22 protein-coding genes are annotated in these 26,328 nt (G+C 64.5%); 11 read left to right on the forward strand and 11 right to left on the reverse strand.

Features of this window, described 5'->3' with window-relative positions:
• Positions 1 to 267 precede the first annotated feature (267 nt).
• The 4 genes from iolE to ACEN2S_RS20395 form a co-directional block, all read right to left on the reverse strand.
• Entirely contained in the window at positions 268 to 1,164 is an 897-nt protein-coding gene (gene iolE, locus ACEN2S_RS20380) for a myo-inosose-2 dehydratase (protein ID WP_441869942.1), read from the reverse strand.
• Positions 1,165 to 1,179: 15 nt separating this feature from the next.
• Positions 1,180 to 3,006, reverse strand: coding sequence for a 3D-(3,5/4)-trihydroxycyclohexane-1,2-dione acylhydrolase (decyclizing) (gene iolD, locus ACEN2S_RS20385; protein ID WP_441869944.1), 1,827 nt, complete (start codon positions 3,004 to 3,006; stop codon positions 1,180 to 1,182).
• Complete coding sequence (locus ACEN2S_RS20390; RefSeq protein WP_441869946.1) at positions 3,003 to 4,919, reverse strand: bifunctional 5-dehydro-2-deoxygluconokinase/5-dehydro-2-deoxyphosphogluconate aldolase; 1,917 nt, start codon at positions 4,917 to 4,919, stop codon at positions 3,003 to 3,005. Before ACEN2S_RS20390 ends, iolD begins: the two co-directional genes overlap by 4 nt.
• Positions 4,920 to 5,053: 134 nt before the next feature.
• Positions 5,054 to 5,902 carry a MurR/RpiR family transcriptional regulator gene (locus ACEN2S_RS20395; protein WP_441869948.1) on the reverse strand — a complete coding sequence of 283 codons (849 nt, stop codon included), beginning with the start codon at positions 5,900 to 5,902 and terminating at the stop codon, positions 5,054 to 5,056.
• Positions 5,903 to 5,984: 82 nt separating this feature from the next.
• Here ACEN2S_RS20395 and ACEN2S_RS20400 point away from each other — a divergent pair, with 82 nt between their 5' ends.
• Positions 5,985 to 7,103: a Gfo/Idh/MocA family protein gene (locus ACEN2S_RS20400; protein WP_441869950.1), complete on the forward strand. Its 1,119-nt coding sequence runs from the start codon at positions 5,985 to 5,987 to the stop codon at positions 7,101 to 7,103.
• Positions 7,104 to 7,109: 6 nt separating this feature from the next.
• Here ACEN2S_RS20400 and ACEN2S_RS20405 read toward each other — a convergent pair whose 3' ends face one another.
• The 3 genes from ACEN2S_RS20405 to ACEN2S_RS20415 are packed head-to-tail and all read right to left on the reverse strand — an operon-like array spanning position 7,110 to position 9,148.
• Positions 7,110 to 7,631 (reverse strand): gamma carbonic anhydrase family protein, encoded by a 522-nt coding sequence (locus ACEN2S_RS20405; protein WP_441869952.1) that lies wholly within the window; start codon positions 7,629 to 7,631, stop codon positions 7,110 to 7,112.
• The gene (gene gmk, locus ACEN2S_RS20410; RefSeq protein ID WP_441869954.1) at positions 7,628 to 8,272 is read right to left on the reverse strand and encodes a guanylate kinase; all 645 of its coding nucleotides are present in this window, start codon (positions 8,270 to 8,272) and stop codon (positions 7,628 to 7,630) included. Before gmk ends, ACEN2S_RS20405 begins: the two co-directional genes overlap by 4 nt.
• Before the next feature lie 3 nt (positions 8,273 to 8,275).
• Positions 8,276 to 9,148, reverse strand: a complete 873-nt coding sequence (locus tag ACEN2S_RS20415; RefSeq protein ID WP_441869956.1) for a YicC/YloC family endoribonuclease — start codon at positions 9,146 to 9,148, stop codon at positions 8,276 to 8,278.
• Positions 9,149 to 9,352: 204 nt separating this feature from the next.
• Between ACEN2S_RS20415 and ACEN2S_RS20420 the strand changes: the two genes are divergently transcribed.
• Positions 9,353 to 10,141, forward strand: a complete 789-nt coding sequence (locus tag ACEN2S_RS20420) for a PAS domain-containing protein (protein ID WP_441869958.1) — start codon at positions 9,353 to 9,355, stop codon at positions 10,139 to 10,141.
• Between the two features lie 106 nt (positions 10,142 to 10,247).
• On the opposite strand, the gene ACEN2S_RS20425 is transcribed toward ACEN2S_RS20420, so the two are convergent.
• Complete coding sequence (locus tag ACEN2S_RS20425) at positions 10,248 to 11,621, reverse strand: class II 3-deoxy-7-phosphoheptulonate synthase (RefSeq protein ID WP_441869960.1); 1,374 nt, start codon at positions 11,619 to 11,621, stop codon at positions 10,248 to 10,250.
• A gap of 211 nt (positions 11,622 to 11,832) precedes the next feature.
• On the opposite strand from ACEN2S_RS20425, the gene ACEN2S_RS20430 reads away from it, so the two are divergent.
• From ACEN2S_RS20430 to ACEN2S_RS20465, 8 genes are all read left to right on the forward strand, one after another.
• Positions 11,833 to 12,930 carry a GlxA family transcriptional regulator gene (locus tag ACEN2S_RS20430; protein WP_441869962.1) on the forward strand — a complete coding sequence of 366 codons (1,098 nt, stop codon included), beginning with the start codon at positions 11,833 to 11,835 and terminating at the stop codon, positions 12,928 to 12,930.
• Between the two features lie 180 nt (positions 12,931 to 13,110).
• Positions 13,111 to 14,295 (forward strand): ABC transporter substrate-binding protein, encoded by a 1,185-nt coding sequence (locus ACEN2S_RS20435; protein ID WP_441869964.1) that lies wholly within the window; start codon positions 13,111 to 13,113, stop codon positions 14,293 to 14,295.
• A 104-nt stretch (positions 14,296 to 14,399) separates the two neighbouring features.
• The gene (locus ACEN2S_RS20440; RefSeq protein WP_441869966.1) at positions 14,400 to 15,194 is read left to right on the forward strand and encodes an ABC transporter ATP-binding protein; all 795 of its coding nucleotides are present in this window, start codon (positions 14,400 to 14,402) and stop codon (positions 15,192 to 15,194) included.
• Complete coding sequence (locus ACEN2S_RS20445; RefSeq protein WP_441869968.1) at positions 15,191 to 15,895, forward strand: ABC transporter ATP-binding protein; 705 nt, start codon at positions 15,191 to 15,193, stop codon at positions 15,893 to 15,895. The genes ACEN2S_RS20440 and ACEN2S_RS20445 overlap by 4 nt, the downstream gene beginning before the upstream one ends.
• Before the next feature lies 1 nt (position 15,896).
• Positions 15,897 to 16,907, forward strand: a complete 1,011-nt coding sequence (locus tag ACEN2S_RS20450) for a branched-chain amino acid ABC transporter permease (RefSeq protein ID WP_441869970.1) — start codon at positions 15,897 to 15,899, stop codon at positions 16,905 to 16,907.
• On the forward strand, positions 16,904 to 18,193 hold the full coding sequence (locus tag ACEN2S_RS20455; protein WP_441869972.1) for a branched-chain amino acid ABC transporter permease: 1,290 nt from the start codon (positions 16,904 to 16,906) through the stop codon (positions 18,191 to 18,193). Before ACEN2S_RS20450 ends, ACEN2S_RS20455 begins: the two co-directional genes overlap by 4 nt.
• A gap of 129 nt (positions 18,194 to 18,322) precedes the next feature.
• A complete protein-coding gene (gene guaA / locus ACEN2S_RS20460) occupies positions 18,323 to 19,879 on the forward strand; it encodes a glutamine-hydrolyzing GMP synthase (protein ID WP_441869974.1) in 1,557 nt (518 codons plus the stop codon).
• Positions 19,880 to 20,292: 413 nt separating this feature from the next.
• Entirely contained in the window at positions 20,293 to 21,279 is a 987-nt protein-coding gene (locus ACEN2S_RS20465) for an MBL fold metallo-hydrolase (RefSeq protein ID WP_441869976.1), read from the forward strand.
• 117 nt (positions 21,280 to 21,396) lie between these two features.
• On the opposite strand, the gene ACEN2S_RS20470 is transcribed toward ACEN2S_RS20465, so the two are convergent.
• Positions 21,397 to 21,990, reverse strand: a complete 594-nt coding sequence (locus ACEN2S_RS20470; RefSeq protein ID WP_441869978.1) for a MarR family winged helix-turn-helix transcriptional regulator — start codon at positions 21,988 to 21,990, stop codon at positions 21,397 to 21,399.
• A gap of 273 nt (positions 21,991 to 22,263) precedes the next feature.
• Here ACEN2S_RS20470 and ACEN2S_RS20475 point away from each other — a divergent pair, with 273 nt between their 5' ends.
• Entirely contained in the window at positions 22,264 to 23,733 is a 1,470-nt protein-coding gene (locus ACEN2S_RS20475; protein WP_441869980.1) for an MDR family MFS transporter, read from the forward strand.
• Between the two features lie 87 nt (positions 23,734 to 23,820).
• On the opposite strand, the gene guaB is transcribed toward ACEN2S_RS20475, so the two are convergent.
• On the reverse strand, positions 23,821 to 25,269 hold the full coding sequence (gene guaB / locus ACEN2S_RS20480; protein WP_441869982.1) for an IMP dehydrogenase: 1,449 nt from the start codon (positions 25,267 to 25,269) through the stop codon (positions 23,821 to 23,823).
• A gap of 78 nt (positions 25,270 to 25,347) precedes the next feature.
• The gene (locus ACEN2S_RS20485; RefSeq protein ID WP_441869984.1) at positions 25,348 to 26,328 is read right to left on the reverse strand and encodes a tellurium resistance protein; all 981 of its coding nucleotides are present in this window, start codon (positions 26,326 to 26,328) and stop codon (positions 25,348 to 25,350) included.

Here is a 26,328-nt window from a genome sequence, read left to right on the forward strand (position 1 = left end):
ACGTTGGGGGGGTTGCGTGGCTTTTCCCGGGCTTCACAAAGGGTGTGCGAAGAGGGTTCGCTGTGTTTTTCGTTTTTGTTTTGGGGGAGGTGTCTGGGGGGGCCCGGGGGGAAAACCCCCCCCTTCCTTCTTCATATCGGCGGGGCAAAGCCCCCCGGCTTTCTTGGTCTCGGCGGGGCAAAGCCCCCCGGCTTCCTCGGTCTCGGCGGGGCAAAGCCCCCCGGCATTCGTCACATCGGGCGGGGCAAAGCCCGCCCGCCCGTGGTCTCACTTATCCAGCCCGACGCTCTGCGCCATGGCTTTCAACGCCTTGTAGCCCATGTTCTGATAGTGGAACGGCTCGCGCACCGCGCTGTCCTGCTCGGCCTCGATCACCAGCCAGCCGGAATAGCCATGCTCGGCGGCGATTTTCAGCACCGGCTCAAAATCCACACAGCCTTCCGGATCGCCCGGCACGGTAAAGGTGCCGCGCCGCACGCCTTCCACGAAGGAGAGGTTGTTCTCACGAACGTCGCGCATGAATTCCGGGCGGATGTTCTTGCAATGGATGTGCTTCACCCGCGCCATATGCTTTTTCGCCACCGCTTCCGGATCGCCGCCGCCAAAGGTGCAATGGCCGGTGTCGAGCAGCAGATTGGTGTAGGGCCCGGTCATCTGCATGAAGCGGTCAATCTCGGCCTCGGTCTCGATGATCGTCCCCATATGGTGATGATAAACAAGGGTAATCCCCTGCTCCGCGGCGAATTTCGCCAGTTCTTCGATGCCGGTCGTGAACCGCAGCCATTCCGCCTCATTCATCACCGGACGGTTGTTCACCGGCACCGCATCATTGCCGTGCACGGTGTTCGAGCATTCGCAGGTGATGATCCGGTCCGAGCCCGCGCCCTTCAGCATGTCGATGAAGACCTGCATCGCGGCCTTTTCGGTCTCGATGTCGTTGACGAGGATGTTGGTCGAATGCCAGCCCGAGACGAATTTCAGGCCATATTCACCCAGCTTGGCCTTCAGCGCCGCACCTTCGTTCGGCATTTTATGGCCCTTTTCAATGCCATCAAAGCCGATCTTCTGGCAGTCGGACAGGCAGTCCTCCAGGCTCAGATGCGCGCCGATGCTTTGGTCGTCGTCATTCGACCAGGCGATGGGGTTGGTTCCGTAGAGGATCATTTTCTCACCCGAGAGTTAGTTGACCACGCGCTGATGCGCGGCATTGATTTCGTATTTCGCACGCGCGGCGCCAACCTCAGCCCGCGGGCTGACCTCGGGCACCACCACATCCCACCAGCTGCCACCCGCGCCGGTGCCCGACACCGCCTCGGTATCAATCACGATGACGGACGGGATCTTGCGCCCCCGCGCCGCTACAATAGCGGCCTCCAGCGCGTTGATGTCAGACACCTTTTCGGAATGCGCGCCCATCGAGCCTGCATGAGCGACAAAGTCGATCTGCGGCTGGTTCACGATGCGGCTGTCTTTATACATGTTGTTGAACTCGGCACCGCCACAGCCCTGTTGCAGCCGGTTGATGCAGCCATAGCCGCGGTTGTCGGTCAGCACCACGGTGAAGGGCACGCCCATCATCACCGCCGTCGCCAGCTCGGAATTGGCCATCATATAGCTGCCATCGCCGACGAAACAGATCACCTCCGCCTCCGGCCGCGCCATGGCGATGCCCAGGGCCCCCGCCACCTCATAGCCCATGCAGGAATAGCCATATTCCATGTGATAGCCATTCGGGGCCGCCTGCCAAAGCACCTGCAGCGCCCCCGGCATGGTGCCCGCCGCGCACATCACCACGGATCTGTCCGTAACAACCCGCTGCACCGCCCCGATCACCTGCGCATCGCTCGGCAGATCCTGATGCACGGGCGTTGCGGTCACCTCGGCAACCTTGGCCAGCCAGGCGGCACGGGCCGCCATGTCCGGTCCGTCAAATTTCACGGATTTCAAAGCCCCTTCAATACGTTCCAAGGCGACCTTCGCATCCGCCACCAACCCGATCGCCCCGTGCTTTTGCGCATCATACCCGGCAAGGTTGATGGAAATCAGCTTGCGCGCCGGATTGGCAAAGACCGTCCAGGACCCGGTGGTAAAGTCCTGAAACCGCGTGCCGATCCCGATGATCACATCCGCCTCGGCGCAAAGCGCATTGGCGCAGGCCGAACCGGTCACCCCGGGCGAGCCGAAGTTCAGCGGGTTTTGACTGTCGAGCGTCCCTTTGCCCGCCTGCGTCTCGACCACCGCGATGTTATGCGCCGCCGCAAAATCGGCAAGCGCGCCTTCCGCGCCGGAATAGAGCACACCGCCCCCCGCCACGATCACCGGCTTTTTCGCGCCCGCAATCAACGCGGCCACTTCCGCCAATTCGCGGGCATCGGGCTCGGGCCGGCGAATGTGCCAGACCTTCGGCTCAAAGAACTCTGCAGGGAAATCATAGGCTTCCGACTGGACATCCTGGCAGAACGCGAGCGTCACCGGCCCACAATTTGCCGGATCCGTCATCACCCGCAGCGCGCGCGGCAGCGCCGTCAGCAGCTGTTCCGGGCGCTGGATGCGGTCGAAATACCGGCTGACCGCCTTGAAGCAATCATTGGCCGAGATCGTGCCGTCGTCGAAATCCTCGATCTGTTGCAGCACCGGATCCGGGCGGCGGTTGGCAAAGACATCGCCGGGGATCAGGAGAAGCGGCAGCCGGTTCACATGCGCCAGCGCCGCGGCGGTGACCATATTGGTCGCGCCCGGCCCGATTGACGATGTGACGGCCATCGCCTGACGGCGGCGCCGGGTCTTGGCATAGGCAATGGCCGCATGCGCCATCGTCTGCTCGTTCTGCCCGCGCCAGGTCGGCAGCGCATCGCCGATCCCGTGCAACGCCTCGCCAATCCCCGCCACATTGCCATGACCGAAGATCGCCCAGACCCCCTCGATAAAGCGCGTGCCTTCATCGGTCATCTGCACCGAGAGCCAGCGCATCATCGCCTGCGCCGCGGTCAACCGGATGGTGGTCATGCCGCCTTCCCTTCCTTCGCTCGTGCACCGTCCCAGACTGCGCACAGATTTCCAAATTTTTCAGCCATTTGCTCAACGGCCTTCGCGTCATCCAGACGGCCGTTCAGCCAGTCCCGCGCCGCATCGGCAAAGATCGTGCGGCCGACGGCGAAACCCTTGACCAGATCGTGGCGGGCGGCAATCTCGAAACTCGCCGCCAGTTCCGCCTCGGGCGCATCCAGCCCCAGCACGACGATGCCCCGCGTATAGGGATCGTTGCGGGTGATCGCCGCACAGGCGTTTTTCCAGGCGGCATCGGTCTTGAACGGCTCCAGCTTCCACCAATCGGGGTAAATGCCGATGTCGTAAAACCGCTGAATGAGCGTGGCCGAGGTCATGTCATCCACTGGCCCCACTTTGGACGGAATGATTTCCAGCAACAATTCCAGACGGTTGCGGCGCGCAGCGGTGAAAAGCCGCGTCAGCGTCGCTTCCTGATCCGCACGGGTGGCCGCATCGTCATCCGGGTGGCAGAAGCAGAGCACCTTGACCACATGACCGAGCGGCCATTCGGCCAGACCGCCGAAATCAGCGCCCAACTCCGGCTCAAGCGTCAGCGGACGCGACCCCGGCCATTCCACCGGACGCCCGATCCAAAGCCCGGTCCCGGCGGCGGCATGCAGTGCCTCGCGGCCCACGCGGTTGTCACAGAGCACGCCAAACCCCGGCCGGCCATCCGCAACCTTCATGGCAGCTTCAAGGCACAACTTTTTGAATTCGCCAATTTTTTTATGATCAACACCTGCCTGATCACACATCTCTTCCAGCTGCATCCGGTGGTCGAAGGCAAAGACATGCATGTCCCGCCAGTCGCCGTTGCGGTTGGTGGACCAATGGATCTGCTCGAGGTCCTTGTCCTTGCGCAAAGCCTTTTCCACCACACCGCGCTTGAGGAAGAAGGTCAGCTCCTCAAGGCTGGGATAGGCCGGGGTGCAGCCATGGCGGCTGACCGCGAAGGCCCCGCAGGCATTGGCATATTTCAGCGCGACCGGCCAGCTTTCGCCATCCAGCCAGCCCTTCAGCAGCCCGGACATGAAGCCATCGCCCGCGCCGAGCACGTTGAAAACCTCGATCGGGAAGCCGGGGCCGGTCTGCCCCGCATCCAGGCTGTCCGGGATCGCGCCGGTGAAGGCCACCGCGCCATCGGCACCGCGTTTGCAGACCAGCGTCGCCCCCGAAACAGCCCGCACCGCGCGCAGGGCCGCGACCGTGTCAGTCGTGCCGCCCGCAATGTGGAACTCTTCTTCCGTGCCAACGATCAGATCGAAAAGGTGCAGTGTTTTCTGCAATTTGGCGGTGACAGCTGCGCTTTCGACAAAGCGGCTTTCGCCATCACCATGCCCGGCCAGGCCCCAAAGGTTCGGACGGTAATCAATATCCAATGCCGTCTGCGCACCGTTTTCGCGGGCCAGACGCAGCGCCTTCAGCACGGCGGCTTCGGTGCGCGGGTGGCTGAGATGGGTGCCGGTGGCGACCACGGCGCGCGCCTCGGCGATGAAGGCGGGATCAATGTCATCCTCGCACAGCGCCATATCTGCGCAGTTTTCCCGGTAAAAGATCAGCGGAAACTGATGCTCATCGCGGATCCCCAGCAGCACCAGCGCGGTGAGGCGTTCGGCATCGGTCTTCACCCCGCGCACATCAACGCCTTCACGCGCCAATTCCTCGCGGATGAAGCGGCCCATATGCTCATCGCCCACCCGGGTGATCAGCGCCGACTTCAGCCCCAGACGTGCCGTCCCCGCCGCCATATTGCAGGGCGAGCCGCCGATATACTTCTGGAACGCGCCCATATCCTCGAGCCGTCCCCCCACCTGCGCGCCGTACAAATCGACCGAGGCGCGGCCGATGGTAATCACATCGAGCGTTTTCATCTATCCCCTCCCTGCTCTGCTCCTCCCCGGATCAAGACGAGTCCCGGTGCAGATTTGGAATATTTATTCCATTTTTTGGCGCGGTGGAAGAGTTTTTTGTTCCAAAAATTCTGCGCTGTGCATTTAGGCAAAAATCAGCGCTGATCTGCCCGCGCAGTGCCCACGGCCACCGCCAAAGTGATCGCCAAAGCCAGCGTCGCCGAGAGCGAGCGGAAGGCGCCGAAATCCACTTCGGGCACGCAGAGAAGCGCCGCCGCCCCCCCCGCGACCGGGCTGATCGGCGTGTCGGTGATCGCGATCACCGGCAGTTTTCGCTGGGCAGCATGTTCGGCCAAAGCGATGGTTTCCGCCGAATAGGGCGCGAAGGATATCGCCACCAGCGCATCCCCCTCACGCAGGGCATGGGCGTGATCCAGCTTGCCGGTGCCATCGTGAATCATCGAGGGAATGTTCATTTTTTCAAAGGCATAGGCAAGATAGCTCGCCACCGGAAAGGCCCGCCGAAAGCCCACGACATGCACCATCCGCGCCTGCGACAGATGCAAAACGGCGGCACTCAGCGCGACGCCATCGGCACTGCGGGCCAAGGATTCCAACGATTGATGCCCCGCCTCGATGAACTCTGCCAAAAGCGCCTGTGGCGAGCCGGTGCCCGCCGCGCGCAGATTGTGCAGCCGCGTGGCATAATCGGGCAGCGAGGGCGCGAAATGCTCGCGGAACAGCCGCTGCATCTCGGAAAAGCCGCGAAAGCCCAGGATCTGGCAGAACCGCATCAAGGCCGAGGGCGGCACGCCCGCGCCCTGTGCAAGCTCGGCCACCGTCGACACCGCGATCCGGTCGGTGTTGGCCGCGATGTAATCCGCGCATTGCCGCAGGCGTTTGGGCAGCGAATCCGAGATCTCTTTCAGGCGCAGATCAAAGGCCGCCACACTCTCGGGTGCGGGGGCCGACGGGGCGGGATTGGGGTCGGAATCGCGCGGCATGGACGTCCTTGACAAGCAGATGGAACCCTAGATACCACGAATGAAATTTTTATTCTATCACAGATCGTGGGGAGGCGTTCGGATGCAAACACTGGGAGTGGGGCTGATCGGCACCGGTTTCATGGGCAAATGTCATGCCCTGGCCTGGGCCAATGCCGGGCCGGTTCTGGGCGCCCATCCGCGGGTGCGGCTGGTGGCGCTTTGTGACACGCCGCTGGAGCGCGCCGAGGCTTTGGCGCCGCAATGGGGCTTTGAGAGGGCCGAGGCGGATTGGCGCGCGCTGATCGCCGATCCGGCGATTGACGCCATTTCGATCACCACGCCGAACCGGCTGCATGCCGAGATGGCGATTGCGGCGCTGCAGGCCGGAAAGCACGTCTGGTGCGAAAAGCCAATGGCGCTGACCGAGGCGGAGGCGGAAGCAATGGTGGCGGCCGCCAAAGCCGCGGGCAAGGCGACGATGCTGGGGTATAACTACATCAGGAACCCCGCGCATCAGCATGCAATCAAACTGATTTCCGAGGGCGCGATTGGCCGGGTGATCCAGTTCCGCGGCTGGGTGGAGGAAGATTATCAGGCCGATCCCGACCTCGCCTGGAGCTGGCGCGCAAAGCTGGCCGAGGCGGGTCTGGGTGCACTTGGCGACATCGGCTCGCATCTCGTCTCGCTGTCGATGGGGGTGATGGGGCCGATCGAGAGCCTGATCGCCGACATGCAGACCGTCTATGAAACGCGGCCGCTGGCGGATGGCTCTGGCCGGGCGGCGGTGGAGAATGAGGATGCGGCGACGGCGGTGGTGCGCTTTGCCAATGGCGCGCAGGGCAGCATGGTGATCTCGCGCGCCGCCTGGGGGCGCAAATCGCGGCTGGGCTATGAGGTGCACGGCAGCGAAGGCATGGTGATCTTTGATCAGGAGCGGATGAACGAGCTGCAGCTTTATCAGAACCGCGGTCCGAAGGCGGAACAGGGGTTCCGCACGATTCTCACCGGCCCGGCGCATCCACCCTATGGCGAGTTTTGCCCGGCACCGGGGCATCAGCTGGGCTTCAACGATCTTAAAGTGATCGAAGCGGCGGAATTCCTCGCCTCGATCCAGAGCGGCAGCCCCTGCAAGATGGACTTTGCTGAAGGGCTTTATGTTGAGCGGGTGATCCATGCCATCGCGCAAAGTGCGCGCGAAGATCGCCGCGTAACCCTCTGATAAAGATCAGCGGGCCGGTTTCAGACCGGCCCGGAACCGCGCGGCATTGGCGCGGTAGCCCGCGGCGGATTTCATGAGACGCGCCTGCGCCTCGGCATCGAGTTGCCGCACCACCTTGCCCGGCGCGCCCATCACGAGGGAGAAATCCGGGATTTCCTTGCCTTCGGTGATCAAAGCCCCGGCACCGATCAGACAGCCGCGCCCGATCCGCGCGCCGTTGAGCACGGTGGCCCCCATGCCGATCAGGCTGCCCTCGCCGATCACGCAGCCATGCAGCATCGCCTTATGCCCCACGGTGACATTGGCGCCGATGACCAGCGGGTGCCCCATATCGGTGTGCAGCACGCAGTTTTCCTGCACATTGCTGCCCGCGCCGACGCGGATCTCTTCGTTATCGCCCCGCAGGGTGCAGCCGAACCAGACGCTCGCCGCCGCCTCCAGCACCACCTTCCCGATCAGATTGGCATCCGGCGCCACCCAGGCATCCTCGGCGATCTTCGGCGCGATTCCGTCCAGCTCATAGATCATCGGTCTTCAAACTCCCGGTTCAGGTTGCGCACGAAATCGGTCAGCCCCGGCTGACGGTCGGCCCGCGCGCGCTCGGCCTCGATGATGATACGCAGCCGCGCCTCGGCGGCGTCAATGTCATTGTTGACCAGCACATAATCATATTCCGACCAATGGCTGATCTCATCACGGCTTTTTGCCATCCGGCCGGCGATCACCTCGTCGCTGTCCTGACCCCGGCCGCGCAGGCGCCGGTCCAGTTCCTCGATCGAGGGCGGCAGCACGAAGATCGAGACCACATCCTTGCCCAGGGACGAGCGGCGGATCTGCTGCCCGCCCTGCCAGTCCACGTCAAAGAGCGTATCGCGCCCCTCCAGCATGGCCGCCTCGACCGGGCCCTTGGGGGTGCCGTAGAGATTGCCGAAAACCTCGGCATGTTCCAGCATCTCGCCCGCCGCCACCATCGCCTCAAACTCTGCGCGGCTGCGGAAATAGTATTCGCGCCCGTCCACCTCGCCCGGACGCGGCGCGCGGGTGGTGGCCGAAACCGAGAATCTCAGCCCCTCGTCCCAGGCCATCAGCCGTTTGGCCAGCGTCGACTTGCCCGCACCCGAGGGCGAGGACAGGATGATAAGAAGGCCACGGCGGCGCGGATCGGTCATTCTTCACTCCACATTCTGGATCTGCTCGCGCATCTGGTCGATGACGTGCTTGAGGTCAAGCCCGATGGCGGTGAGGGCGGCGGAACCCGCCTTGGAACAGAGCGTGTTCGCCTCGCGCAGGAATTCCTGCACCAGAAACTCCAGCTTGCGCCCCACCGGCCCCGGCCCCGCCAGATGCGCGCGGGCGGCGGCGACATGGGCGCGCAGGCGGTCCAGCTCTTCCGTCACGTCGGCCTTCACCGCCAAGAGCGCCAGTTCCTGCGTCAGCCGCGCCGCATCCGCCCCGGGCCCGGTCAGCGCCGCCACCATCGCCTGCAGCTGCGCGGCCACCTCCGGGCGGCGCGCCTCGGCGGCCTCAGATGCCGCCTCGGTCAGCTCGGCCACCCGGGCGACCTGCGCCGAAAGTACGGCAGCCAGCGCCGCCCCTTCGCCCGCCCGTACCCCGTCAAACGCCGAGAGAAGGGTTTCGAGATCCGCCAGCAGCGGGTCGCGCAAAGCCTCAAGGTCCAGCGGCAGCGGCCCCGCCTCCTGCACGCCGCGCAGGGCCAGAATATCGCTCGCCCGGCTCGGCGCGAGGCTGAGTCCCCGGGCGCTGGCGGTGGCCTCAATCTCCTTAAGGGCTGTTAACACTTCAGCCAAAACCCGGGGGTTCAGACGCGGCGATTCGCCGGAATTTCCTTTACCAAGTTTCAGGCTGAGGCTCAGATTGCCCCGCGCCACATCCGCCCCGATCCGCGCCCGCACAACCGGCTCGAGCGGCTCAAAACCCTCCGGAAGCCTTGTTTTCAGGTCAAAACCCTTGCCATTCACCGCCCGCAGCTCCCAAAGCCACTCTTGTCCGGCGGCAGCACCCCGCAGGCTCGCAAAGCCCGTCATGCTTAATATTTGCGGCGTCCGACCGGGTTTGGAAGGGTTAACCATTCGATAACTTTCTCCGCGCAATTCGCGACAAAACGCGTATGTTAATACTCAGGTAAGCAAGGTGAGGCGGGTGTAACACGGACCGCCACATCAGGACAGACCGGGCAGGATCCAGCGTGATTTGTGGCCGGTTCAACAGATCAGGATTGGTGGTTTACGATGGAACATGAACGCGACGGTTTGGGTGAAGTGGTGTCGATGGCCGGGTTTGAGCGCGCCGCGCAAAACCGCGTTGTCGAGGAAGTGCGCGCCTATTGGGAAGGGCTGCGCCGCGGCCGTCCAGTGCCCTCGCGCGCCGAGGTTGATCCGCGCGGCATTGAACGGGCGCTGGAGTTTGCCTTCATCCTCGAGCGTGTGGCCCCCGGCATGGCGCGTTTCCGCCTTGCGGGCATGCACCTCAACGATCTGATGGGGATGGAAGTGCGCGGCATGCCGCTGACCGCTTTCTTCGCCCCGGCAGGCCGCAAGCAAGTGGCGGAAGTGCTGGAGAGCATGTTCCAGGAACCCGCGATTGCCGAGCTGACGCTGACTGCCGAGGGTGGCATTGGCAAACCGGCGCTGACCGCGCGTCTGCTGATCCTGCCGCTGAAATCGGATCTGGGCGATGTCACCCGGGCGCTCGGCTGCCTCGTCTCGGATGGCGAGATTGGCCGCAGCCCGCGCCGCTTTGAAGTGACCCATGTGCATCTGACCCCGGTGCAGGCCGGCGTCACCGCCCCCGCCGCTTCGCTGCCGCAGCCGATCCGCCCGGAAGTGGCCGCCCAGCCCGCCCCGGCGAAACGTCATATCCCCGGCCTCGACCTGCTGCGCCCGGCGCTGCGCACGGTCACCGGTGCCCCGGCGCAACCGGCCCCGGCGCAGCCCACGCAAACGCTGGACGGACGGCCCTTGCCCGCCAGCCCGGAAGAACGCCGGGCGATGATGCGGCTGGTCAAGACCGACAGCTGAGGACATTGACGGAAGGGGCGCTTACCTGAGCTTCACCCCCCTTCCCCTTGATCCCAAACAAAAAGGGCGGCCATATGGCCGCCCTTTTTGCATTCATGTGGCCCGATCAGGAGGCCGCGGCCAGGCGCTGCGCCTTGCGGCGGTCCATCAGTTCCTCGGCGACGAGGAAGGCCAGTTCCAGCGATTGGCTGGCGTTCAGGCGCGGGTCGCAAGCGGTGTGGTAGCGCGACGAGAGCCCCTCATCGGTCACCGCACGCACGCCGCCGGTGCATTCGGTCACGTCCTGCCCGGTCATTTCGAAATGCACGCCGCCGGGGATGGTGCCCTCGGCCTTGTGGATCCCGAAGAACTCGCGCACTTCGCGCAGCACCGATTCAAACGGACGGGTCTTATAGCCCGAAGCCGCCTTGATCGTGTTGCCGTGCATCGGATCGCAGGACCAGAGCACATTCGCACCCTCTTCCTTCACCGCTTTCACCAGACGCGGCAGGTGATCGCCGACCGAGCCCGCGCCAAAGCGCGCGATCAGCGTCAGACGGCCCGCCTCATTCTCGGGGTTCAGCTTGGCCATCAGCACCTTGAGGTCTTCCGCGGTGGTCGAGGGGCCGCATTTCAGGCCAATCGGGTTTTGCACACCGCGGCAGAATTCCACATGCGCGCCATCCGGCTGCCGGGTGCGGTCGCCGATCCAGATCATATGGCCCGACCCCGCCACCGGCAGGCCGGTGGTGCTGTCGATGCGGCAGAGCGCCTCTTCATATTCCAGAAGCAGGGCTTCGTGGCTGGTGTAGAAATCCACCGTGCTCAGCTCATGCGCGGTTTCCGAGGTGACCCCGGCTGCCGCCATGAAATCCATAGCATCTTCAATGCGATGCGCGATGTCCTTGTAGCGCGCCGAGGCGGGCTCTTCGACGAAACCAGAAATCCAGCTTTGCACGCGGTGGATGTCGGCATAGCCGCCGGTCGAAAACGCGCGCAGCAGGTTCAGGCTGGCCGCAGCCTGGGTATAGGCCTGCAACATGCGCTGCGGATCCGGGATCCGGGCTTCGGCGGTGAAGTCGAAACCGTTGATGATGTCACCGCGGTAGCTCGGCAGTTCGACACCGGCCACGGTTTCCATCGCCGCCGAGCGCGGCTTGGCGAATTGCCCGGCCATCCGGCCCACCTTGACCACCGGCACTTTCGCGCCCCAGGTCAGCACGATCGCCATCTGCAACATCACCTTGAACGTGTCGCGGATGTTGTCGGCGGAAAATTCCGAGAAGCTCTCGGCGCAATCGCCGCCCTGCAACAGGAAAGCGCGGCCCGCAGCGGCCTCGGCCAGTTGCGCCTTCAGGCGACGGGCTTCCCCGGCAAACACCAGCGGCGGAAAAGCGTTCAGCTGCGCCTCAACCTGATTGAGTTGATAGGTGTCGGGATAGTCCGGCATCTGCACCCGCGGCTTTGCGCGCCAATCGGATTTCGTCCAGGCCTTGGTCATGTCCCTCTCCTTCCATACTCTGACGCGATGTTCGCGTTAACGAGCGCGCTTTTACACGCCGCAGGGGTTAAGCGTAAACCCCCAAGTGAAATGGCGCAAACTCGCTGGTTTTTGTCGCCCCCGTGGTCCAAAGTGACGTTAGGAACGGTGCCCCCTTGCGGGCCGCCGAATTCGCTGATTTGCTACCGCGAACGACACCAACAGGTCGCAAATGATCGCAAGAACTCCTGCCCCCAGCGGCACCTCTGCCACCGCGCCGCGCCGTGCGCCCGGCGACAAGGCGCGGCGCTTCATATTTCTGCTGCTCGACAAGTTCACGATGATGTCCTTTGCGGGCGCCATCGAACCCTTGCGGCTGGCCAATCGAGTCGCCGGGCGCAAAGTCTATGAGTGGAAACTGGCCGGCGAAAACGGCCGTGAAGCCGCCTGTTCCAACGGCACGGCGATGCGGCTCGATCTGGGGCTGGATGAGATCGGGCGCGACGATACGGTCATGGTCTGCGGCGGCATTGATGTGGCCGAGGCGACCACAAAGCCGATCCTGAACTGGCTGCGGCGCGAGGCGCGGCGCGGGGCGGCGATTGGCGGGCTGTGCACCGGCGCCTGGGCCGTGGCCAAGGCCGGGCTTCTGGACGGCAAACGCGCGACGATCCATTGGGAAAATCAGGACAGCTTCCTTGAGGAATTTGAGGAAGTGCTGCTGACGAAATCGGTTTTTGTCATTGATGGCAACCGGATGAGCACGGCGGGCGGCACCGCCTCCATCGACCTCATGCTGAAGATCATCGCGGCCGATCATGGCGAAGAGCTGGCCAATACCGTCGCCGATCAGCTGATCTACAATTCGATCCGCACCGATCAGGACAGCCAGCGCCTGTCGATTCCCACCCGAATCGGCGTGCGCCACCCCAAGCTCGCGCAAGTGATCCAGCGGATGGAGGGGCATATCGAGGACCCGATCAGCCCGGCCAAACTCGCCGAGGAAGTCGGCATGTCCACCCGTCAACTGGAGCGGCTGTTCCGCCGCTATCTGAACCGCAGCCCCAAACGCTATTACATGGAAATCCGCCTGCAAAAGGCGCGTAACCTGCTGATGCAAACGGAAATGAGCGTGATCAACGTGGCGCTGGCCTGCGGCTTTGCCAGCCCCTCGCATTTCTCGAAATGCTACCGCGCGCATTACGGCACCACCCCCTACCGCGAGCGTGGCACTTCGGGCGCTGGGGGCGGCGGCGATGAGGAGCATATGGGCGACCTCGATTCTCTCGATCTGGACGATTTCGAAGAGGACGATGACGGCGAAGCGTAAGCGCGTTGCGCCGCCACCGCATCCGTTGACCATCCGATCAAAGAAAAGCGGCACTTTGCAGGCCAGACGCGACGTCAGCGGGCATGGGGCCGATGCATTACGGCATTTCCGCCGCTTTTCTTTTCCCAAATGGCACCGTAGGCTTTGGCCAGAAAATGATGCCAATACGGGAGAGAACACATGAAAAAACTGCTTCTGGCGACGGCGGCGACCGCGCTGATCGCGGGTGCGGCGCAGGCCGAAGACATCAAGCTGGGCATCTCGCTCGGCTTCACCGGCCCGCTGGAGAGCCTGGCCCCGCCGATGGCGGGCGGCGCTGAGATCGCGATGAAGGAAGTGTCGGATTCGGGCCTGCTGCTCGACGGCTCGACCGTGACCTCGGTCCGCGTGGACAGCACCTGCATCGATTCGGCCGCCGCTTCGGCCGCGGTGGAGCGTCTGATCACCACCGACAAGGTGAAGGGCATCGTCGGCGGCATGTGTTCGGGCGAAACCGGCGCCTCGCTGCAAAACGTCGCCATGCCGAACGGAATGGTGATGATTTCGCCCTCCGCCACCTCGCCCGCTTTGTCGGATATGGAAGACAACGGCCTGTTCTTCCGCACCTCGCCCTCGGACGCCCGTCAGGGTCAGGTCATGGCCGACATCCTGAAAGAGCGCAACATCACCGAAGTCGCGCTGACCTATACCAACAACGACTATGGCAAGGGTCTGGCCGACAGCTTCAAAACCGCCTTTGAAGCCAATGGCGGCAAAGTGACCATCGACGCCGCGCATGACGACGGCAAAGCCGATTACTCTGCCGAAGTCGGTGCGCTGGCCGCGGCCGGTGGTCAGGTGCTGGTGGTTGCGGGCTATGTCGACCAGGGCGGCGCGGGCATCGTGCGCGGTTCGCTCGACTCGGGCGCCTTTGACACGTTCATGTTCCCCGATGGCATGGTCAGCCAGGTACTGGAGGACAAATTCGGTGCGGAAGTGAACGGCTCCTTCGGCCAGAACCCGGCTTCCGAAGGCGAAGGCCATGACAAATATATGGAAATGGCCAAAGCTGCGGGCGTCGATGGCTCCTCGGTCTATTCGTCGGAGGCTTATGACGCGGCGGCGCTGATCATGCTGGCGATGCAAGCGGCGGGTTCCTCGGATCCGGCCGAATACAAAGGCAAGATCATGGATGTCGCCAACGCACCGGGCGAGAAAATCCTGCCGGGCGAGCTGGCCAAAGGTCTGCAAATCCTGAAAGACGGCGGCGATATCGACTATGTCGGCGCCACCTCGCTCGAGCTGATCGGCAATGGCGAAAGCGCCGGCACCTACCGCGAGATCGAGTTCAAGGACGGCAAGATGGAAGTTCTGGGCTACCGCTAAGCCCAGCCCATACCCCTCAGACAGCCCGGAGCGATCCGGGCTGTTTTCCATTATAAAAACGCCCTCAAGGGGCATCGACACGGTCGCAACCGATCGGGGGAACGATGATTCAGGTTCAGAACCTGCACAAACATTTCGGCGGATTTCGCGCCGTCGATGGCGCCAGCCTCGAGATCCGCAAGGGCTCGATCACCGGGCTGATCGGCCCGAACGGTGCTGGAAAATCTACGCTTTTCAACGTGATGGCGGGGGTTCATCAACCAACCTCCGGCCGTGTCATCATGGATGGCGAGGATATCACCGGCCTGCCGCCGCATGAATTGTTCCACAAGGGGCTCTTGCGCACCTTTCAGATCGCGCATGAATTCGGCTCGATGTCGGTGCGCGAGAACCTGATGATGGTGCCCGCCGGGCAATCGGGCGAAGTGCTGTGGAACACCTGGTTCAATCGCGCGCGCATCGCCACCGAAGAGGCGGCCTTGTTGAGGAAAGCCGACGAGGTGCTTGATTTCCTGACGATTTCGCATCTCAAGGACGAAAAGGCGGGCAATCTCTCGGGCGGGCAGAAAAAGCTGCTGGAGCTGGGTCGCACGATGATGGTTGAGGCCAAGATCGTGTTTCTGGATGAGGTCGGCGCCGGGGTGAACCGGACGCTGCTCAATACCATCGGCGATGCCATCGTCCGGCTGAACAAGGAACGTGGCTATACGTTCTGCGTGATCGAGCATGACATGGATTTCATCGGCCGCCTCTGCGACCCGGTCATCGTGATGGCCGAGGGCAAGGTGCTGGCCGAAGGCTCTGCCGAAAGCATCATGCAAAACGAGGCGGTGATTGAGGCTTACCTCGGCACCGGATTGAAAAACAAAGACAAGTTGCAACAGGAGGCCGGGGTATGAGCTTTCTGACAGCGGAAAACATGACCGGCGGCTATGGGGCCACCGACATTCTGCACGGCTGCACGCTGACCGTGGAAAAAGGTCAGATCGCAGTGATCGTCGGCCCGAACGGCGCCGGCAAATCCACCGCGATGAAGGCGGTGTTCGGCATGCTGAACCTGCGTCAGGGCCAAGTGACGCTGGACGGCATCGACATCACCGGCCTCTCACCACAGGACCGGGTGGCCAAGGGCATGGGCTTTGTGCCGCAGACGCATAACGTCTTCCCCTCGATGTCGGTCGAGGAAAACCTCGAGATGGGTGCCTTCCTGCGCCGCGATGATTTCCGCGCCACCATCGAGCAGGTCTATGACCTGTTCCCGATCCTGCGCGACAAACGGCGCCAGCCTGCGGGCGAGCTGTCGGGCGGGCAACGCCAGCAAGTCGCCGTGGGCCGCGCGCTGATGACGCAGCCGAAGCTTCTCCTGCTGGATGAACCCACCGCCGGGGTCAGCCCGATCGTGATGGATGAGCTGTTCGACCGGATCATCGAGGTGGCCCGCACCGGCATCTCGATCCTGATGGTGGAACAGAACGCCCGTCAGGCGCTTGAAATCGCGGACATGGGCTATGTGCTCGTGCAGGGCGCCAATGCTTACACCGACACCGGCGCGGCCCTGATGGCCAATCCGGAAGTTCGCCGCACCTTCCTCGGGGGCTGACATGGATATTCTCAACGCTTTGGTCGTATTGGCCAATTTCGTGCTGATCCCCGCCGCCTCTTATGGCGCGCAACTGGCGCTGGGCGCGCTCGGCGTCACGCTGATCTATGGCATCCTGCGGTTCTCGAACTTCGCGCATGGCGACACGATGGCCTTTGGCACCGCCGCCACCATCTTCGTGACCTGGGGCCTGCAGGCGGCGGGCATCAGCATCGCGCCGCTGCCCACGGCCCTCCTCGCTTTGCCCATCGGCATCGCGATCACCGCCACGCTCGTGCTGCTGACCGACCGCGCCGTCTACCGCTTTTACCGCAAGACCAAGGCCGATCCGATCATCCTGGTGATGGTATCGGTCGGTGTGATGTTCATCATGAACGGCATCACCCGCTTTCTGATCGGCGTGGATGAGATCCAGTTCGACGATGGTGCGCGTTTCGTGATCACCGCCAAAGGGTTCAAGGATGCCACCGGCCTTGCCGAGGGCCTCGCCCTGCGCTCGACGCAAGTGATCACGCTGATCACCGCCGTGCTGGTGGTCTGGGCGCTGTTTTGGTTCCTCAACCGCACCCGGACCGGCAAATCCATGCGGGCGTTTTCCGACAATGAAAACCTCGCCCTCCTCTCGGGCATCAACCCCGAGCGGGTGGTGATGATCACCTGGATCATCGCGGCAGCCCTCGCCACCATCGCGGGCACGCTCTACGGGCTGGACAAAAGCTTCAAGGCCTTCAACTACTTCCAGCTCCTTCTTCCCATTTTCGCCGCGGCCATCGTCGGTGGCCTCGGCAATCCGTTGGGCGCCATCGCGGGCGGTTTCGTCATCGCCTTTTCCGAAGTTTCGGTGACCTATGCCTTCAAGAAAGTCGCGGGCTACCTCTTGCCCGACAGCCTCGCGCCCGACGGTCTGCTGCAACTGATGTCCACCGAGTATAAATTCGCGGTCAGCTTTGCGATCCTGATCATCGTGCTGCTCTTCAAGCCCACCGGCCTTTTCAAGGGGAAATCGGTATGACCCGGAACCTCATCCTTTTCGCCGCCATGGCCGCGCTGATCCTGTTCGAGGGCGTCACCGGCAGCTGGAATTCGGCGCTTGGCATCCTCAACATGGGGCTGATCTCGGCCATCATGGCGCTCGGCGTGAACATGCAATGGGGCTACGCGGGGCTTTTCAACTCCGGGATCGTCGGCTTTGTGGCCCTCGGCGGCCTCGCGCCGGTGCTGATCGCCACCGCGCCCACCCCCGGCGCCTTTCAGGCCGGCGGCTGGCAGATCATCGCGGCCTTCCTCCTTGCGGCGCTGGTGCTGGTCGGAGCCACCGCGCTCTACCGCCGCATGACGGGACGTGCGCGCGCCCTCGCCATGCTCGCCCTGCTGATCGGCGGCTTCTTCGCCTTCCGTGCGGTCTTTGACCCCGCCGTCGCGGCGATCGAGGCGATCAACCCCTCGGCCGCCGGCAATCTCGGCGGGTTCGGCCTGCCAATCCTGTTCAGCTGGCCGGTCGGCGCGCTCTTTGCCGCCCTCGCCGCCTGGGGCGTCGGCAAAACCGCCCTCGGCCTGCGCTCCGACTATCTCGCCATCGCCACGCTCGGCATCGGCGAGATCATCATCGCGGTCCTCAAAAACGAAGACTGGCTGGCCCGCGGCGTGAAAAACATCATCGGCCTGCCGCGCCCGGTCCCCTATGAGATCGACCTGCAAGCCGACCCGGGCTTTGTTGCACATGCCGCAGGCCTCGGCCTCGACCCGGTCACCGCCTCGACGCTGCTGGTGAAATTCCTCTACACCGGCCTCTTCCTCATCGTGCTCCTGACCCTGATCTGGCTCAGCGAAAAGGCGCTGAACAGCCCCTGGGGCCGCATGATGCGCGCCATCCGCGACAATGAGACGGCGGCCGCCGCCATGGGCAAACATGTGACCCGCCGCCATCTGCAGATCTTCATCCTCGGCTCCGCCGTCTGCGGCCTCGCGGGCGCGATGATGATCACGCTGGACGGCCAGATGACGCCGGGTTCCTACAACCCGTTGCGCTTCACCTTCCTGATCTGGGTGATGGTGATCGTCGGCGGCTCCGGCTCCAACTGGGGCTCGGTGCTCGGCGGCATGCTGATCTGGTTCCTCTGGATCAAGGTCGAACCCTGGGGCAATGGCCTTTTGCACCTGATCACTTCCGGCATGGCGGATGGCGCGCTGAAACAGCACCTCCTCGACAGCGCCGCCCATATGCGCCTGCTGACGATGGGGCTGATCCTCCTCCTCGTCCTGCGCTTCAGCCCCCGTGGCCTGATCCCGGGAAAATAACCCCACAAGGCCGCGCGGGCCACGTCGCGCGGCCTTATCCTTTCTTCTTGGCAAAAATACCTCGGGGGTCCGGGGGCTGGCCCCCGGTTCCCCCTTGCCAGCCCGCGCATGCGCCATTATTCCCCGCACATGACCCAGCATCAACGCCTCCTCATCATCGACTTCGGCTCTCAGGTGACGCAGCTGATCGCGCGCCGCCTGCGGGAACTGAATGTCTATTGCGAAATCCATCCGTTCCAGAAGGTCACCGATGCCTTCCTGGCCGATTTCGCCCCCCAAGCGATCATCTTCTCGGGCGGACCGGACAGCGTCACCCGGGAGGGTTCCCCCCGCCCGCCCGCCACCGCCTTCACCCTCGGCGTGCCGATCCTCGGGATCTGCTACGGCCAGCAGGTGATGATGGAATGCCTCGGCGGCAAGGTAGAGAGCGGCCACGGCACCGCCGAATTCGGCCGCGCCTATGTGACCCCGTCCGAGGCGCGCAACCCGCTCCTCAACGGCTGGTTCCTTGAGGGCCGCGAGCAGGTCTGGATGAGCCACGGCGACCACGTCAGCCAGATCGCGCCGGGATTTGAGGTCTACGGCACCTCGCCCAATGCCCCCTTCGCGATCACCGCCGATGTCAGCCGCCACTTCTACGCCGTGCAGTTCCACCCGGAGGTGCATCACACCCCGAACGGCGCCACGCTCTATGAGAATTTCATCAAGATCGCGGGCTTTACCGGCGACTGGACGATGGGCGCCTACAAGGACGATGCGATCGCCAAGATCCGCGCCCAGGTCGGCGATAAAAAGGTGATCTGCGGCCTCTCCGGCGGCGTCGACAGCTCGGTGGCCGCCGTGCTGATCCACGAAGCCATCGGCGACCAGCTGACCTGCGTCTTCGTCGACCACGGCCTCCTGCGCCTCAACGAGGCGGCGGAAGTCGTCAAGATGTTCCGCGACAATTACAACATCCCGCTGATCCATGCCGACGAGTCCGATCTCTTCCTCGGCGCGCTGGAAGGGGTTTCCGACCCCGAGGTGAAGCGCAAGACCATCGGCAAGCTCTTCATTGATGTCTTCCAGAAATACGCCAATCAGATCGACGGTGCGGAATTCCTCGCGCAAGGCACGCTCTACCCGGATGTGATCGAAAGCGTTTCCTTCTCGGGCGGCCCATCGGTGACCATCAAATCGCACCACAACGTGGGCGGGCTGCCGGAGAAGATGGGCCTGAAACTGGTCGAACCCCTGCGCGAGCTTTTCAAAGACGAAGTGCGCGCCCTCGGCCACGAACTCGGCCTGCCGGCGAGCTTCATCGGCCGCCACCCCTTCCCGGGGCCGGGTCTGGCCATCCGCTGCCCGGGCGAGATCACCCGCGAAAAGTTGGCGATCCTGCAAAAGGCCGATGCGGTTTTCATCGACCAGATCCGCAAACACGGGCTCTACGATGAAATCTGGCAAGCTTTCGTCGCCATTCTGCCGGTGAAAACCGTCGGCGTGATGGGCGACGGGCGCACCTATGATTTCGCCTGTGCCCTGCGCGCGGTGACCTCTGTGGACGGGATGACAGCGGACTACTATCCGTTCAGCCATGATTTCCTTGGCGAAACAGCCACGCGGATCATCAATGAAGTCAAGGGCATCAACCGCTGCACCTATGACATCACTTCAAAACCGCCGGGAACCATCGAATGGGAATAAAGGCGCCGGGGCCCGCGCTGCGGCCCCGCACCGTCTGAGGGGCCACAGCGCCCCGCGCCCGGCCTCTCTTCCGAAACAGCCGCCGCGCCCTGCCCGGGTCCGGCGGCTGTTTCATACCCCGACGGCACCCCCCGCGCATCGCGGCCGCATCCGAGGCACGCCTTCCCACCGCACAGGCCCTCAGGCGACAGCGCTCAGGTACCGCCGCGCGGCTGACCACCGAGCGACCTGCCGCCGAGCAACCGGCCACCACGCGGCAGACCATCACGCCCCGGAAGACCGCGCCCCGGATCACACTGCCCCGGATCATCGGGCCCCGGCCCCCACGTCAAGCAAGCCTGCCCGCGACATTCCCCCCCGGCCCGTGCTACAACCGCGCTTTGCCCGACGGGGCATGAGACAGACAGGGATCCATGAGACAGCGCAGACCACATCCGCACCGCCCCGTCAGCGATCACTTCGACGGCCGCCGGTTCTTCAACCCCGGCCACCCCGACACCGACCGCTCGCTCGGCGACATCTTGCGCTGGAAACTCGGCGAAACCACCGCGCGCTGGCCCAAATCCGTGCCGGTGCGCCCGGCCGTCCCCGCGGCGCGGGTGACCGGCCTGCGGGTCACCATGGTCGGTCATGCCACCGCCCTGGTGCAGGCGAATGGCCTCAACATCCTCACCGATCCGGTCTGGTCCGACCGCGCCAGCCCGCTGCGCTTTGCCGGGCCGAAACGCGTCACCGCCCCCGGCATCGCCTTTGACGACCTGCCGCCCATCGACGCGGTGCTCGTGTCGCACAACCACTACGACCATCTCGACCTCCGCACCCTGCGCCGCCTGCAGGCCCGCCATCAGCCGCTGATCGTCACCCCGCTCGGCAATGATGCCCGGATTACAGCGGCCGTGCCCGGTGCCCGCGTGGTGGCCGGCGACTGGGGCGACAGCATCGCGCTGACCCCGACCGCCAGGGTGCACCTCGTGCCCGCCCAGCATTGGTCCGCCCGCGGTCTCGGCGACCGCCGCGAGGCGCTCTGGGCGGGCTTCATGTTGCAAACCGATCCGGGGCAGGTCTATTTCGCCGGCGACACCGGCTATGGTACCGGCGCCATCTTCCGCGCCATGCATGCGCGCTTTGGCGCCCCGGACATCGCCTTGCTGCCCATCGGCGCCTACAGCCCCCGCTGGTTCATGGCCGCCCAACACACTGACCCGTCCGAAGCGGTCAAGATCATGCGCGACACCGGGGCACTCCACGCGATCGGCATCCATTGGGGCGTCTTCCAACTGACCGACGAGCCCCGCGAAGACCCGGTGCACCGCCTCGCCGCCGCGCTTGCGGCCGAGGGCATCGCCCCCGACCGCTTTCGCGCCGCCAACCCCGGCGACCACTTCCACCTGCCCGCCTGAGCAGCACCGCACGACCGCAGCGCCGCTTTTTCTTGGTCAAAGTGCCTTTCTTCTTGGCCAAAATACCTCGGGGGGGCGGCCGCAGGCCGGGGGGGGCAGCGCCCCCCGCCCAGGGTCTCACCCCGCGCAACCCTCGCTGCTTTCCCCCGAGGCCGCCTCCATCGCGGTCACGAATTTTGCAAAGAGCCGCGCGAATTCCTCTGCCTCGCCCGGTGCCCATTCCCCCAGAATATCCTCCAGGAGCGCCATTTTCACCTTGCGCAATTCCGCCTGCAACGCCTCGCCCAGTGCCGAGCGGCGGATCACCGCGCGGCGCGAATCCTGCGCCGAGACATCGCGCAGCAACAGCCCCTCCTCGACCATATCGGCAATGATCCGGCTGCCGCGCGACGGATCGATGCGCATCGCACGCGCCACGCCGCCCACGGTCGCCTCTGAATCCTGCTGCAATTGCCGCACCACATCGAGCACATCCACATGCGACAGATCGATCCGCGGGTCGACATTGGCAATCGCGCGCCGCGAAATGATCCGCCGGCCAATCAACACCCGCCAGCGGCGCATCACATCGGAAACCTGCAATACTTCCGGCCGCATGCTGGCGTCGAGCGATTGATTGGCCGAGGGCAGTCCGCCCCCTGCCACAGCCGCGGCCCCAGCCACAGGCGCGGCCTCAGGCGCCGGGCGGGCCGGATCCGAGCTCTGGGTCATGTCATCTCTCCTTCAAACGGCGGTGAAAGGACCGGCAAATATGTGCTGTTGACATTTATATGCCATCAGCACACATATAGACAAGCCACAAACGGATGTCCCATGCCCCCTTTATCCTCTTCCCCCCTCGATAGCGCCCACTCTGCTGCGGCGCAACGCATCCGGTCTGATCAGGGGGCTGACCGGGGGCCTGATACAGGGCCTGACCGGCGGCCTGATCTGGGGCCTCTGGTCGCAGATCCGCGCAAACGGCTGATCGTCTTTTGCTTTTTGATGCTCACCCTGTTCATGGCGACGCTCGACAACCAGATCGTCTCCACCGCCTTGCCGACGATTGTCGCAGAATTCGGCGCGGTTGAGCGCTTCGGTTGGGTCGGCTCGGCCTATCTGCTCGCCACGAGTGCGATGATGCCGATCTACGGGAAACTCGGCGATCTCTTTGGCCGCAAATATGTGATGCTGGCGGCGGTCAGCCTGTTCCTCGTAGGGTCGCTGGCCTGCGGCTTCGCCTGGTCAATGGACAGCCTGATCGCGGCGCGGGTGCTGCAGGGCTTGGGCGGCGGCGGCATCATGGTCTCGATCTTTTCGGTCAATGCCGATCTGTTCGAGCCGCGCGAGCGCGCCAAATACCAAAGTTTTTCCAGCCTGATGCTGATGGCCTCGGGCAGCATCGGCCCGACCTTGGGCGGCTTTTTGTCGGATGCTTTCGGCTGGCGCTCGATCTTTCTGGTCAACCTGCCGATCGGGGCCATCGCGCTGGCGGGGCTGATCATCATGCTGCCCTACCGCCGCCCGCTGCGCACGCCCAAGATCGACTATTGGGGCGCGCTGACGCTGGCGCTGACCATCGCCTCGCTGGTGCTCTGGGCGGACAGCGGCCAGATCTTCGGCGGCCTGCTGACCCCGGCGGCGCTGGGCGTGCTGGTCCTTGGCTGTGTCTCCGCCCTGGTCTGGGTGCAGATCGAGCGCCGCGCGCCCGAGCCCATCGTGCCGCTGCATCTGTTCCGCAAGCCGGTGATCCCGCTCCTGCTGATCGTGGCGATCACCTCGGGGGCGACGGGCATCGGGCTGGTGAATTACATCGCGCTCTATCTGCAGACCACCACCGGGCTCAGCCCGTCGCGGGCGGGGCTGTTCTTCATTGCGCTGACCGGCGGCATCGTCATCGGCTCGATGAGCGCGGGGCGGCTGATTGCCAGCAGCGGCCATTTCAAGCGCTATCTGATCACCGGGCAATGCATCAGCATGGCAATGCTGGTGGGGATCAGCCAGACCCATGCCGGCACGCCGCTGCTCATGATCGGCACGCTGATGCTGCTGCAAGGGTTCGGCATCGGGCTGGGCCAGCAGGCGCCGGTGATCGGCGTGCAGAACGCGGCACCCAAGCAAGATGTGGGCGCCGCCACCGGTGCGGTGACGCTGACCCGGATGGGAGGCGCGGCCATCGCCATCTCGATATACGGCGCGATCCTGTCGCAGGGGCTGGCCTCGAAACTGACCGCCATCCCCGGCGTGGCGAATGTGGCCGAGCTGACGCCGAAAATGCTGGCCGCCCTGCCCGCCGAGAGCCAGCACCTGGTCGGCGATCTCTACTCGCAGGCCTTCACCCCGATCTATCTGACCGGGGCGGCGCTTTTGCTGATCGGGCTCGCCGCGGCCCTGTTCATGAAACCGGCACCGCTGCCGGTGGCGCGTCACAAAGACATGTCCGATGCGGAGGCGCTGGCCCCCAAGGCCGCCTGACAGCATTCCCACCACCGCAGGTCATGCCCCGACGAAAAAGGCCCCCGTTCTGATGAACGGGGGCCTTTTGTCACGCAAGCGAACCGATCAGCCGATGCGGTAGTTCGGGCTTTCGCGGGTGATCTGCACGTCGTGCACATGGCTTTCCTTCAGCCCGGCGCCGGTGATGCGGACGAATTCGCAGCCGCCCTTCATCTCGGCCACCGTGCGGCTGCCGGTATAGCCCATCGCCGCGCGCAGGCCGCCCACCAGCTGGTGGATCACCGCCGCGCAAGAGCCTTTGTAGGGCACCTGACCCTCGATGCCTTCCGGCACCAGCTTGTCCGAGGCCGCATCCTTCTGGAAGTAGCGGTCGGCCGAGCCGCGCGCCATGGCGCCAAGGCTGCCCATGCCACGGTAGGATTTGAACGAACGGCCCTGATAGAGGATCACCTCACCGGGGCTTTCATCCGTGCCCGCGATGGCCGAGCCGACCATGGCGCAGGAAGCGCCCGCCGCGATCGCCTTGGCGAAGTCGCCCGAAAACTTGATGCCGCCATCGGCGATCACCGGGATGCCATCGGCGCCCGAAGCCGCATCCATGATCGCGGTCAGCTGCGGCACACCCACACCCGCCACGATCCGCGTGGTGCAGATCGAGCCCGGGCCGATGCCCACCTTGACCGCATCGGCACCGGCGTCGATCAGCGCCTTGGTAGCCGAAGCAGTGGCCACATTGCCCGCCACCACCTGCACCGCCGAATTATAGGCCTTGACCCGTGCCACCGCCCGCGCCACGCCCTCGGAATGGCCATGCGCGGTGTCGATCACGATCAGATCGCAGCCCGCCTCGATCAGCGCGACCGAGCGTTCATAGCCCGCATCGCCCACCGTGGTCGCCGCCGCCACCCGCAGGCGCCCGAGGTCATCCTTGCAGGCATTGGGGTTCAGCACGGCCTTTTCGGTGTCTTTCAGCGTCAGAAGACCGGTCAGCTTGCCGCCGCCATCGGTCACCAGCAGCTTCTCGATCCGCCGCGCCTTCATCAGGCTTTTGGCGGTTTCGAGATCGGCAGGCTCCATCAGCACCGCCAGATTGTCGGTGGTCATCATCGCGGAAACCGGGGTCTTGTCGTCGCTGGCAAAGCGCATGTCACGGTTGGTGACAATGCCCACCACACGGCCCGAGCCATCGACCACCGGGAAGCCGGTGACGTTGTAGCGCTCTTGCAGCGCTTTCGCATCGGCGAGGGTCTGGTCGGCGGTGAGGGTGATCGGGTTGTAGACCACGCCCGATTCAAACCGCTTCACCCGGCGGACCTCATTGGCCTGCTGCTCGATGTTGAGGTTGCGGTGGATCACCCCGATCCCCCCGGCCTGCGCCATGGCAATCGCCATCCGCGCTTCGGTGACCGTATCCATCGCGGACGACAGAAGCGGGATGTTCATCCGAATGGATTTTGTCACCCAAGTGGACACGTCTGCTTCGGACGGCAGCACGCTGGATGCGGCCGGGACCAGAAGAACGTCGTCAAAGGTGAGCGCCTCTCGAATCTGCATGGATACCCTCCTTGGCAGCTTCCGTTTGGCGGTTCCCTGTTTCATGGCCCGGGGGGATTGGCAAGACCGAAAGCGCGCTCAGGCCGTGGCAGCGTTGGTTTTTATGGCCAGCGTGCCCTTGGCCCAAAGCTGCAGCACCCTGACCGCGATTGGCGGGATGATCAGCGTGGCGGCGATCAGCGCGCCGTCGCCCGCGCCGCGCCAGGCGCCGCTGCCCAATGCGCCGCCAAGCGCCAGCCAGAGAGTGGCCGTCGCCGCGAGCGGAAAGGTCAGGGCCCCCCAGAAGGGCGAAAACCCCGCCGCCAGCAGCCAGCGCGCGCCCAGCACCAATGCGGTCAGGATCAGCGCCGCCAGCACCGCAAAGGCCAGCGCCAAGGTCTGATAGCCAAGGCCCAGCGACACCGTTCCCATCAGCGCCGCGGGCGAGAGATGGATCGCCAGCAAAGGGCGCAGGGGGGCGGGCACCCGCTCGCGCAGGGCCTGGCGGGCGCTGCGGTACCAGATCAGCAACGCCACCGGCAGGGTGATCCAGAAAATCGCCGCCGCCAGCGCGCTATAGCCCAAAGCCAGCGCCATCTGCGCGCCGACAATCGGGCCGACATAGCTCAGATGCATCACCGGGGTGACGCGGCGCTGCTCGGCTGGGGCCTCGACCAGATCACCCAGCATCAGCGCTATCAGCACCAGATGCACCGCCAGCCCCAGAAACAGGATCGCCGGAGACAGGCCCGGCAGCCAGGGCGCCAGCACCGCCGCCATCAGATAGATGCCCATCGCCATGGTGGAAAGCCCCGCCCGGCCCGGCAGAATCTTCAGATCTTCGGCCACCGCCGCCGGACGTCGCATGAACTTGGCCGTGTAAGCCAATATCCCAAAACAGAAAACTGCGCTGATCATGCCCAGTGCCAGATCGGCTATCCCGCCCGGCAGACCGAAATCCGGCGCGGCACGGCGCCATGCCAGCCCCAGCCCCAACAGGCCCAGAAGGGACGGAAAGATCGCAGGTGGCACGCGGCGGGCAAAGCCGCGTGGCTGTGGTTTCGGGGCGGTGAATGGCAT

This window comes from Phaeovulum sp. W22_SRMD_FR3 (assembly GCF_052113705.1).
Lineage (GTDB): Bacteria > Pseudomonadota > Alphaproteobacteria > Rhodobacterales > Rhodobacteraceae > JBGQOG01.